This window comes from Sulfurimonas sp. NWX79, assembly GCF_039667035.1.
Lineage (GTDB): Bacteria > Campylobacterota > Campylobacteria > Campylobacterales > Sulfurimonadaceae > Sulfurimonas > Sulfurimonas indica.
Window position 1 is genome coordinate 188,896 of sequence record NZ_JALCZL010000001.1, and the last position, 12,066, is coordinate 200,961.

Annotated in this window: 10 protein-coding genes; 9 read left to right on the plus strand and 1 reads right to left on the minus strand. The window is 36.0% G+C overall.

The features are described from left to right. Positions 1-21: 21 nt before the first annotated feature. From ccsA to MNY27_RS01010, 9 genes are all read left to right on the plus strand, one after another. Positions 22-3,144: a cytochrome c biogenesis protein CcsA gene (ccsA, locus tag MNY27_RS00970; protein ID WP_346391766.1), complete on the plus strand. Its 3,123-nt coding sequence runs from the start codon at positions 22-24 to the stop codon at positions 3,142-3,144. A gap of 9 nt (positions 3,145-3,153) precedes the next feature. Next, on the plus strand, positions 3,154-3,852 hold the full coding sequence (locus MNY27_RS00975) for a DUF2461 domain-containing protein (protein WP_152183021.1): 699 nt from the start codon (positions 3,154-3,156) through the stop codon (positions 3,850-3,852). Further along, a complete protein-coding gene (hemH, locus tag MNY27_RS00980; RefSeq protein WP_152183020.1) occupies positions 3,853-4,803 on the plus strand; it encodes a ferrochelatase in 951 nt (316 codons plus the stop codon). Beyond that, positions 4,803-5,435 carry an HAD family hydrolase gene (locus MNY27_RS00985; RefSeq protein WP_152183019.1) on the plus strand — a complete coding sequence of 211 codons (633 nt, stop codon included), beginning with the start codon at positions 4,803-4,805 and terminating at the stop codon, positions 5,433-5,435. Before hemH ends, MNY27_RS00985 begins: the two co-directional genes overlap by 1 nt. Before the next feature lie 22 nt (positions 5,436-5,457). Continuing rightward, positions 5,458-6,672: a hypothetical protein gene (locus MNY27_RS00990; protein ID WP_152183018.1), complete on the plus strand. Its 1,215-nt coding sequence runs from the start codon at positions 5,458-5,460 to the stop codon at positions 6,670-6,672. 36 nt (positions 6,673-6,708) lie between these two features. After that, positions 6,709-7,794: an OmpA family protein gene (locus MNY27_RS00995; RefSeq protein ID WP_152183017.1), complete on the plus strand. Its 1,086-nt coding sequence runs from the start codon at positions 6,709-6,711 to the stop codon at positions 7,792-7,794. 41 nt (positions 7,795-7,835) lie between these two features. Further along, positions 7,836-9,728 carry a CHASE2 domain-containing protein gene (locus MNY27_RS01000; protein ID WP_281346793.1) on the plus strand — a complete coding sequence of 631 codons (1,893 nt, stop codon included), beginning with the start codon at positions 7,836-7,838 and terminating at the stop codon, positions 9,726-9,728. A gap of 10 nt (positions 9,729-9,738) precedes the next feature. Beyond that, the gene (locus tag MNY27_RS01005; protein ID WP_152183016.1) at positions 9,739-10,167 is read left to right on the plus strand and encodes a FecR domain-containing protein; all 429 of its coding nucleotides are present in this window, start codon (positions 9,739-9,741) and stop codon (positions 10,165-10,167) included. 278 nt (positions 10,168-10,445) lie between these two features. Beyond that, a complete protein-coding gene (locus MNY27_RS01010; protein ID WP_346391767.1) occupies positions 10,446-11,570 on the plus strand; it encodes a Fic family protein in 1,125 nt (374 codons plus the stop codon). A 59-nt stretch (positions 11,571-11,629) separates the two neighbouring features. Here the strand turns inward: MNY27_RS01010 and MNY27_RS01015 are convergent, their stop codons facing one another. Next, the gene (locus MNY27_RS01015) at positions 11,630-11,845 is read right to left on the minus strand and encodes a hypothetical protein (protein ID WP_346391768.1); all 216 of its coding nucleotides are present in this window, start codon (positions 11,843-11,845) and stop codon (positions 11,630-11,632) included. Between the last annotated feature and the right edge of the window lie 221 nt (positions 11,846-12,066).

The following is a 12,066-nucleotide window of genomic DNA, read 5'->3' on the forward strand; positions in this document are numbered from 1 at the left end:
TACAAAACTAAGGAAATAAATATGAATAAACTCCTCTCTTTTATAGGTTCCATGAAAACAATGGCAGTTTTAATGCTTCTCTTTGCATTTGCTATTGGATATGCGACTATTGTCGAAAATGATTTTGGAACGATGACAGCAAAAGCAGAGATATATAATGCACGATGGTTTGAGGTGCTGCTTGGATTACTCGCTATCAATCTAATCTATAATATTTTTCACTATAAAATGTACACACTGAAAAAAGCTCCTATACTTATCTTCCATGTTGCATTTTTAGTTGTTTTGGTCGGTGCGGCAATTACAAGATATGTTGGTTATGAAGGTACGATGCATATCCGTGAGGGAATGACGGAAAATTCAATGTTAAGCTCAGACCCTTACATTATTATAAAAGCGCAAGATTTGCATAATAAAGCGGAATTTGACAAGATTTTATATCTCTCAAAGAGAGGAGATAATGATTTTGAACATACTTTAGAGTTGGGTGATAAAAAAGTTGCTGTAAAACTTGTAGAGTATATTCCTAATGCTGTTGAGACACTTGTTGCTGATAAAAACGGGAAAGCTATTGCAAAGATGATGATTACCGGAGGTGGGCAAGGAAAACCTGTAGCTCTTGAAGAGGGAAAATACTTTGATGCTGGTAACTTTGTATTAGATTTTAACTCAGGTATGCAGTTTAACAAGCCAGTTATAGCTCTGTTTTTAAAAGATGGAAAACTCTTTATGAAGCACGATATGAAACTATCATACCTTAAAATGGCAGACCGCTCAAAAGGTAACTTAGAAGCGAATGATAATGAACCAGTCAATAAAAGAATGCTATATTCAACAGATCTTGGCGGTTTTGTTCTACGTGATTTTATGCTGCATGCAAAGAAAAAGGTTGTCACAAACAGTTCAGCACTGCTGAGAAATTCTGGTGTTGATGCTCTGAAATTTAGCATAACAGTTGGTCCAAAAAGCAAAGAGTTCTTAGTATATGGACAAAAAGGTATGCAAAGTCGTCCAACAACACTGACGCTTGGTGGTGTGAATGTGAGTGTAGCCTATGGCTCAAAAGGGATAGCGTTGCCATTTAAACTCAAACTCCTTGATTTTCAACTTGATCGCTATCCTGGTTCTATGAGCCCGGCTTCATATGCGAGTGAAGTGGAACTAATTGATGAGAAAAATGGAGTACATATGCCATATAGAATCTATATGAACCATATTTTAGACTATCAAAACTACAGATTTTTTCAATCGTCATATGACAGAGATGAGAAAGGGACTGTACTTTCAGTAAACCATGATCCTGGCACGTTGCCTACGTACATTGGTTATGCATTGATGGCACTTGGAATGTTCTGGGTACTCTTCTCACGCAAGTTTAGATTTGGTCAACTCTCAGCAAAAGCAAAAAAGGCTGCAGAGTGTAAAATTGTACCTGCATTTTTAGCAGTTGGAATTCTTTTGAGTTTTACACCTGCAAAAGCTGCTGAACTAGATCCGGCCATCAAGACTATTTTAGCTTTTGACAAAGCGCATGCTGAGAAGTTTGGAACTTTAATTGTTCAAGATACAAAAGGAAGAATGAAACCAATTGATACACTGTCAACCGAGATTTTAGCAAAAATCCATAGAAGTGCATCACTTAAGGTTGGTGGAGAAAAGCTAACTCCAAATCAGGTGATTTTAGGAATGATGATACGTCCTGATATCTACAAAGAGGTAAAGCTTATCCGTACAGGTGACCCTAAAATCAATATGGCAATAGGTGCACAAAAAGATGCGAAATATGTCTCCTTTTCGCAGTTTTTCCAAGACTCTGTTGGTATGCGTGGGTATAAAATCGCGACTTTGGTTGATGAAGCAAGCAGAAAAGCACCAAAAGACAGAAACAAGCTCGATAAAAAAGCTTTGGAAATTGATGAAAAAGTCAATGTTGTCTATATGGTTTTTACAGGCTCACTGCTTAAAATCTGGCCAAAACCAAATGACATAAATAATAAGTGGTATGCAACAATAGATGCCTTAGAGAGCTTCCCGCAAAAAGAGTCTCTGCAGATCAGAGCTTTGGCACTGAATTATTTCACAGCGATTGATGCATCTTTGCAAAGCGGAGATTGGAGTAAAAGTGATGCAGGTGTTGCAAAGATAGCACAGTATCAAAAATTTTACGGTGCAGCTGTTTATCCACCGGAAGGCAAGATAAAAGCAGAGATTTTTTACAATCACTCCAATGTTTTTGAAATTCTTTGGCCGCTTTACTTTGTTGTTGGTTTTGTATTGTTGATTTTGAGTTTTATCAAAATTGTAAAACCGAAATTCCAGATGGATACAATTACAAAGCTCTCATTGGGACTGCTGGCAATCTTCTTTATTGTACATACTGCTGGTCTGGCGCTTCGCTGGTATATTTCAGGACATGCTCCATGGTCAAATGGATTTGAGTCGATGACATATATCGCTTGGGCAACAGTTTTAGCCGGCTTTATCTTTTCAAAACAATCACCAATCACATTGGCTTCAACATCTATTTTAGCTGGACTTATTCTCTTTGTTGCACACTTGAACTGGATGAATCCGCAGATTACGAATCTTGTACCGGTGCTTAACTCTTATTGGCTGAGTATTCACGTGAGTATGATTACAGCATCTTATGGTTTCTTAGGACTTGGTGCACTGCTTGGCTTTATTACACTCCTGCTTTATATTTTTGGAAATGGAGCAAACCGTGAACAGATAGCGCGCTCTATTAAAGAGCTTAATGCTATCAATGAGATGAGTCTACTTATCGGTCTTGTATTGCTTACGGTTGGTAACTTTTTAGGTGGTGTCTGGGCAAATGAGTCTTGGGGACGCTACTGGGGATGGGACCCGAAAGAGACATGGGCACTTGTAACGATTCTGGTTTATGCTGTTGTTGTGCATTTACGATTTATCAAATCAATTTACAATCAGTTTAACTACAGTGTTATTTCACTTCTGGCATTTACATCAGTACTGATGACATATTTTGGTGTAAACTACTATCTTGCAGGTATGCACTCATATGCAAAAGGTGACCCGGTTCCGATTCCTGATTTTGTACCGGTAACCTATGCGATAGTTTTTATCATCATTATATTGGCATATAGAAACAGAAAGATAGCATAGAGGCTGCGTGTGGAGTTTCAAGGCTTTTCTAAAGAGACACTTCCTTTTTTAGCCTTAATCCGCGAAAATAATAATAAAGAGTGGTTTGAACTTCATAAAAAGAAGTATGAAACACTTATCCTCGAGCCTTCACGGGCTTTCGTTGAAGAGTTTGGAGAACATCTCCAGGCGCTTGAGCCTACCGTTAATTTTTCTCCAAAGATAAACAAATCACTCTTTAGAATCTATCGCGATACAAGACGTCCGGATGCAATTGCAGTGCCTATTAAACATCGAATTGGTATTATATTTTGGCAAGGCTCTGGTAAGCGGATGCAGAGCTCGTCATTTTATCTGCATTTTTCTCCTGAAGAGCTTTTTGTTGCAGTAGGTGTACGTTGGTTTGAAAAGCCAATGCTTGATGCCTATCGTGAGTATATTGCAGATGATGAACGTCGAGCATACCTGCGTGAGGTATTGGAGAGTATCACTGCCAAAGGTTATAAGATAATAGAAAAAGGGTATAAACGCTATCCGAGAGGATTTGACAAAGAGATGCAAAATGCAGAGTTGAGTCTTTACAAGGGAATGGCAACGTACAAGGTCTTAGATCCGCATTTGATAGAAAATGGCGAGAAATTGATAGATACTCTCTTTAAAATTTATGAAGATATGCTACCATTGCAGCAATTAATGTATGATGTAAGTCTACGGGTTAAAGAGGATTAAATGGCAAAAGAAGCGGTAATTCTACTCAATATGGGTGGACCAAACAATCTTGAAGAGGTTGAAGTTTTTTTAAAAAATATGTTTGCAGATAAAAACATATTGACGATGAAGAGTAGAGTGCTGCGTAAATTTATCGGAGGTATGATAGTCTTTACCCGTACAGAAAGCTCTCAGGAGATTTATAGACAACTAGGTGGAAAATCTCCCATAGTAGGCCATACCAAAAAACTTGTCGTAAAACTGCAAGAACGCCTTGGTGAGAATGTTATTGTAGATTTTGCTATGCGTTATACTCCGCCTTTTGCTTGTGAAGTAGTAGAGCGACTTAACAGTGAAGATATAGATAAGATTTACTTGATTCCACTCTATCCGCAATACTCTACAACAACAACAAAATCATCACTTGAAGATTTTGAAGCATGTTACCATGATAAAGGTGTAGATGCTCTACTGGTTGAGATAAAACATTTCTTTGAAAATGAAAAATATAACAAGGCTATTTTAGAGCGAATCAAAGAGAGTATGCATGATGCAACATACAGAGATTTTGACATCATTTTCTCTGCACATGGTCTGCCTAAAAAGATAGTAGATGCCGGTGATGTGTATGAGAAGCATATAAACCGTCATGTGGCAATTCTTCAAGAGATGATGCTACGTGAGGGAATGGACTTTCATGAAGTACATCTTGCATATCAGTCAAAAGTAGGGCGTATGGAGTGGTTGACACCTTCGCTTGAAGATAAGCTTAAGACTGTACGTAATCGTGGAGTGATTATCTTTCCTATTGCTTTTACGATAGATAATTCAGAGACGGATTTTGAGCTCGATGTTGAGTACCGTGAGATTGCAGAGGAGCTTGGTTTTAAAGAGTACCGCGTGGCAAAATGTCCTAATGACAGCGAGCTCTTTGTTGATGCCCTTCAAGAGATTTATGAAAAGATGAAGTGATGCAAAGAATAGTTATCTTTGATATGGACGGGACACTGATTGACTCAAAAAAAGATATCACAGTTTCTGTTAATTATGTAAGAGAGAAATATCATAATCTCCCACCACTCTCAGAAGAGTTTATTGTAGAAGCTATCAATAAACATCAGAGAAACCTGGCAAAACTTTTTTATAATACTGAACTTTATGAAGAGAGAGACAGAGAACTTTTTGAGAAACATTATAAAGAGCAGTGTATAGAACATCCCTATCTTTATGATGGTATAGAAACAATGCTGCATACTTTAAAAGAAAATGGTGTAAAGATGTCGGTAGCGACCAATGCTCCCACACTCTTTGCAAAAACAATGTTAGAGCATTTGGATGTGGCAAATCTCTTTGATATGATTGTTGGAGCAGACAGAGTAAAAGCCTCAAAACCCCATCCAGATATGATCCATACTATTCTTGATTTTTACAACTACAACAAAGAGAGTGACAAAGCCTGGATGATAGGCGATAACTCCAAAGATATTGAGAGTGCAAAACGAGCAGGTATTGCAGCTATATTTGCTACATGGGGATTTTCTGCAAGTGGTGAGCATAGTGTCGTAGTAAAAGAGCCAAAAGAGATTTTAGATATCATTTTATAAATATTTATGATAGAATATCTCTATGTTTGATATAGATTTATTAATTTCTCTTGGCTTTATGGCACTTCTTTTCTTGAGACATGTCGCTATTTTAAAGAAACCAAACAAAATAAACTATGCCCCTTTAATGATTGCAATAGGTACTATTGCAAGTTTGATTCATTTTATTATCCATCCTGACCCTTTCAATGTGATTTTATTGGTACGTGAATCTTTTATGCCTCTTTTGGTCGCTATGATACTCTACATTGTGATGAACATTTTAAATCAGACCAAAGAGTCACAAAGTGCAAAATTGCATGATGAGTTTACAAAAATTCTTGTGCGTGAGATTACGCAATTAAAAGAGTTCATTTTAGAGCTTGAGTCTCGTATGACAGAGTACTCAGAAGAAGACAGAAAAATTCAGCAGGAGATTCAAGAGAAGTTCCAAAATGATATCAAAGCTCTGGATGTAATTCAAGCCAATCAGATAGAGTTTACGAAAAAGTTTGAAAAGATTGAAGCTTATAATGAAAACGTCAATAAAGCGTTTTCATACTTCAGTGAAGTAGAGATGCCTGAACTCAATGAGCGTTTAAATAAGCATATAGAGCTCTTACGTGTAACAGAACAAGACCATTACAATAAACTTACTGATTTACTCAAAAAAGCAGGTGAAAGTAGATATGATATAGCAGAAGATATAGAGAGTCTCAAGTCAATGTTAGAATCGATGAAACAGCTCTCAGAGAGTGTCTCAAAAACAATAGTGGAAAAAACTGCTGCAAAACTTACATCTCTCACGCAAGAGTTTGAAGGTCAGATAGTATCACTCAAGCTGCATGCTGAAGGTATTAAAACTGCACTCTATGAAGATGAAAATGTACTCAGTGGGATTCGCACACAGAGTGAAATGATAATGAAACAGATGCGACTCTCAGCAAATCAGATGGATGAACTTGAGAAAAAAAATACAAGCTTGGTCAATGTTTATGGTGATATGGAAACTTTAGTACAGGATATTGAAAAGATCAAAGCAGACTATGTCAAAGCACAATCACAGCTCACACAGCTTTCGAGCGCGCTACAAAAGGCGAAAGAGCAAAGTAGTGAAGAGATAAAAGAGATGCTTGAGGATTTTTTGGAAAAACTCGATCAACATTATAATAAGACACATGAAAATATCACAGAAAGTGTCAAGATGATGGCCAAAAAAGCACAGCTGCAAAAAGGTTATACGCAGCTTGATGATTAAGCTCGTTTATAAGTGAGTATATGTTAAAATCCTAACATGAAAAAACTATCTAATATTTTCTATTTTTTGATACTCTCTACAAATTTACTTTTTGCTTTGGAATATACGTATAATTATGCTGAAACTGATTTTTATAAAGGAAAATTTGACAAAATAGTTCGTTTTGATGTAATCTATTTTTCAAACAGTTTTGCCGATGAACATTTGTCAAAGAAATTACATCCAATTATTCAAAAAATCAAAGAAGAACTTGCAAATCCTCACGCAAGCCTCAAAGTTTCTATAGTTGGCTATTCAGAGCATAGAAACTCTCAAGAAGAGGCTCTTCAAGCAAGTAAGCAGTATATTGAACGTGTTTATAAAAAACTCCTTGCGGGTGGAGTTGATAAAAGTAGTATCTATACATATGCTCAAGCAGACGATGTTATGCTTTATAGTGATGAGACAGAGGAGTCCAATGCACTCTCAAATTGGGTGAATATAAATCTTTACCTGAGTTATTTGAGTGATGAAGATAAAGATGGTGTGTACTCCGATAAAGATAAGTGTCCAAACTCTCCACAAGATGCAATCGTCGATGCAAATGGATGTAATGCCAAAAATATTGTCGTCTTGGTTGAAGGGCATAAAAAAGGGGCAAAGATCATAGTATCTAATGATGCAGGAAGTGTAACGATAGATACATTTAATGAACTTACACTGATGAACTCCAAAAAGAGTGCTCCAACCCCACCTAAAAAAATCTCACAAAAAAAGCTTGAGAGAGCTTTTGCTGATCTTGTCGGTGTAGATGTTATTTATAAGCATTATATTTTTTACTTTGATGATATCAATCTGCTTGAAAACTCAAAAAAAGAGTTAAACAATATGATCATAGAGATTGCAAAAATCAAAGATCCTATCATTAAAATTATTGGTCATACCGATACGGTTGGAAGCAGTAGATATAATGTAGTACTTGGATTAAAGCGTGCCAATGAGATTAAAAAGTTTATACTGAAATCAAAAATTAAAGCACTGAAAATTGATGCACTCTCATATGGTGAGAAAAACCTGGCTGTAAAGACTGCTGATAATGTAGATGAGAAACTTAATCGAAGGGTAGAAGTATTTATACATTAAGATTACAAACAATATTTTTATATATCTTAGTCTCACTCTTTATCTTTGCAAACCACTACTTTCTTTTTAAAAGTGATTTTGTAAAATTTACCGATTATAAGATTTATGATGCTCTCTCTTCTTCTGTTTATGAAAAGAGTCATCTTCTTAAAAAATCCCATGTGCTTGTAGTTGATATAGATGAACGAAGTCTTCGTGCTCTTGGACAGTGGCCCTGGCCGAGAGTTATCATGGCAGAGCTTGTTTCAAAAATAGATAGTTTGAATGCAGCAGCTATTGGTTTAGATATTATTTTTCCTGAAAAAGACAGAACTTCTCCTTTGGAAATTGTCAAGTTTTATCAAAACTTTTTTGGTATTGAAAAAATTATGCAAAATCTTCCCCAAGCTCTACAGAATAACGATACAATATTTGCTTCGGTCTTAGAACACACTGCATCGACTATGAGCCTGTATCTAAGTAATGATTATCTTGTAAATGAGCAGTGCCAAGGTCTCAACTCTATTGCCATTGATACACAAGGCCTAGAACTGCAAAGATATAAATACGCTCTTTGTAACATGCCATTACTGCATTCATCTGCAAAGTATCAGGGTTTTGTTAACAGTACGATCGATGAGGATGGTGTATTGCGAAGGGTTTCTCTGTTTAAGGAGTATAAAAATACAATCATTCCAAATTTTGCTTTGGCATTACTCTTAAATACAGACAGCGATTTGCAACAAGAGGAAAGTACCAAGTTCAATATTTTGGGTGCAACAGTGCAAACAGATAAAGAGACAAATATCTTACTCAATATTTATGATAAGAGCTGGTATAAAAAAGTCTCAGCTATTGATATACTCAATGATACAGTACCCTTAGAGATGATTCGTGGAAAGATCGTTATTGTCGGATCTTCTGCAGTTGGTCTGCATGACCAGGTTGTTATAAAAGATGGCAAGAAAATCATTGGTTCAAAAGTGCACGTAACAATGATAGACAATATTTTAAACAGAGAGTATTTTATCCAACTAGAGCACTATAAGATAGTCAATATTTTGCTTTCTTTGTTTGTGACACTGCTGCTTTTTTTCCTTTTGATTACAAATAAAAACAGCTTTATTCTCTTTCTTTTCTTTGCAACTTTATTGCTTGCTTTTGCTGCAACATACTATTGTATTGCTCAGGGTATTTATATTTCGATTGCATACTTTTTACTGCCTTTTTTGATTCATTTTTTCATTGTAAGTTTTTTATATATCTTTATAGATGCCTATGAGAGACATGTCCTCACGCAAGAGTTAAACAGATCACATGTTGCACTGCTTGACAGTATGGTACATGTGGCAGAAGTACATGATATTGAGACCGGTGCACATATTGTACGAACGAAGAAGTATATTAAAGTACTTGCTGAACATATCTACTCCAAAGGTTTTTATGCAAGAGAACTCTCTCCTGAGAAGATTGATATGATGTATGCAACAGCACCGCTACATGACCTTGGAAAAGTTGGTATTGAAGATGCAATTTTGAAAAAAGAGGGAAAACTGACTCCAATGGAGTATGAAGTTATGAAAACACATACAGATTTGGGGCGTCATATCATCAATAATGCGATATCATCTTACAAAGAGAATGATTTTTTTATTATGGCTAGAAATATTGCACACTATCATCATGAAAAATGGGATGGTACGGGGTATCCCAAAGGTTTAAAAGGTGAGGAGATTCCACTAGAGAGTCGCTTTATGGCACTTGCTGATGTTTATGATGCACTTGTGAGCAGGAGAGTCTATAAAGAGGCTTTTACTTTTGAAGAGACAAGCAAGATCATCATAGAGGGACGAGCAAAGCATTTTGATCCGATTTTGGTCGATGGATTTGTTGAGATAGAAGTGATTTTTCGTGAGATAGCACAGAAATATTCTGATGATACAGTAGAAAGCTAAGGGAGAAAAAATGAGATATATCGTTATGATAGTGCTTTTTGTATCTGCTTTGTATGCTAAAAGTATAGCAATCATTAAAGATGTAAAAGGTGAAGTCATTGCAAAGAGTGCTACAGAGTACTATGCATTGCATACGGGAGATGAGTTAGAGAGTCAAATGGTTATTATTACAAAAAATGGTTCTGCTGTTATTGTCTTTAATGATAACTCAACAGCTGTTTTAGCACCATACAGCATATTGGATTTGAAAAAATTCGTATTTAAACCTATAAAAAACGAGTATGAATTTGAACTTTTTTTAAAGAAAGGGAATCTCTCTTTTGAGTCAGGAAAAATCGGAGAGCTTGCACCGGATAAGTTTATTTTAGAAACACCGGAGGGTATGGTCTCTATCAGAGGAACGAAATTTTATGTCAGGGTTCAAGAGGAGCGACAATGAAGATACGAGTTTATTACGAAGATACAATAGGCTCTATTTTTTAACAATATAGGCTAAAAATAGGGGCATCTGCACACAAAAAATCCAATTTTTAGCAAAAAATCTTCAAATTCGAGGCGCAAAATGGGCACACTTTTTGCGCATTAATCTCTTATCTTCTTGACAAAATAGAGGCTGATTTACGAGAGTATTTTGGAGTCTGAGCCAAATAGCTTGTTTAAAAGCTCAAAAAATGATACGATTATAACTATAAACAGCTCACTGCAGAGGTAAAATAGATGTATGAAGAAAAAAAATGGATATGGCAGCATGATGATTTTCCCCATTTTCGTTATGATCGTGCAAAATTTTTATCGCTTTTGAGCGAAATTTCTAAAAAAAGCGGCAAACTAGAGGGAATCTTAGAGTCACTAGGTCACTATGATAATAACTTTTTAGAGATAGAATCAAGTACGAAAGAGATTGTAGAGTCATCACAGATTGAGGGAGAAGTACTCAACCGTGATAGTGTGCGTTCTTCTATCTTAAAAAGATTAGATAAACTGGATGACACAAAAGACTGCTCCGCTCAACAAACCGATGGCCTAGTAGAATTGCTTTTAGATAGCGCTCAAAACCATAAACCTTTAACAACCAAGAGACTCTTTGGATGGCATAATACACTTTTTCCAAGTGGGTATAGTGGTCTTTATAAGATTGAAGTCGCACAATATCGCTTAGAAGAGATAAGTGTTGTATCACAAAAAAATGGCAAAGAAAAGATCCATTATACTGCACCGCCACCACAAAATGTTTCTAAAGCGATGGAAGAGCTTTTGGAATATGTAAATAATGCCAAAGAAGATCCATATATTAAAGCAGCAGTAGCACATTTATGGTTTTTAACTATCCATCCTTTTGATGATGGTAATGGAAGAATAGCACGAACGCTTACAAACTACATCTTAGCAAAAGAGTTGTCTCAAGAACATTTTTACTTTTCTATCTCAACAGCTATCGCAAATGACAAGAAAAACTACTACAAACTTTTAGAAAAGGCGCAGAGAATCCTCACAAACAGTGAGCTGAACATTGAGAGCTGGATAGAGTGGCACTCCAAGATGATACTCAGTGCCATAGAACAATCGCTTTCTCAGATACAAAAAGTAGTTGAAAAAACAGCATTTTGGGATAGAGCACGAGAACATAGCCTCAACACAAGACAAATCAAAGTGCTTAACAAACTACTTGATTTTGGAAAGAATGATTTTGAAGGCGGGCTCAATGTCAAAAAATATATATCAATTACAAAAACATCACCCGCAACTGCAAAGAGGGATATCAGTGATTTGGTAAAAAAAGGGTTTTTGAAGAAAGTTGAGGGCAGTGCTGGAAGAAACACTCGATATAATATAGTAGTATAAAAACAAAAGACCAAGGTGTATACTGGGTACCCATTACACACCTTAAAGCAAAATACTATTTATTCATTTTCATCCAAAAGAATATTTTTGATCTTTTCCAGCTTTTTCACTTCAATATAATTATTTAAAAAAGGGCGGACCCACTCTGGTACTTCAGCCCTTCCTTCGACTCCCCATGAATTGACGGTTCCATAGCTCACTTTGGTGATCTGTGAAAAATCCTTCTTATTCATATTGGCTTTTTTGAGTAGTTCTTTGAATTCTAAAAGTTGCATATATATTCTTTTTTTGCGTATTTTATCATAAAAAATTGCATATCGCATTATCTTCTCTTAAGAAAACAAATGATATTATTTGCATATAAGTTGCGAATAGTGTAGATACGCATCAACTTGGCCACCCGTACGCATTAACACTTGGCCACTTGAGTGCTAAAAAATATTCTTACGACATTGTAGCATAGGGTGGCCAAATAAATTACTGATTTGCAAGTAAT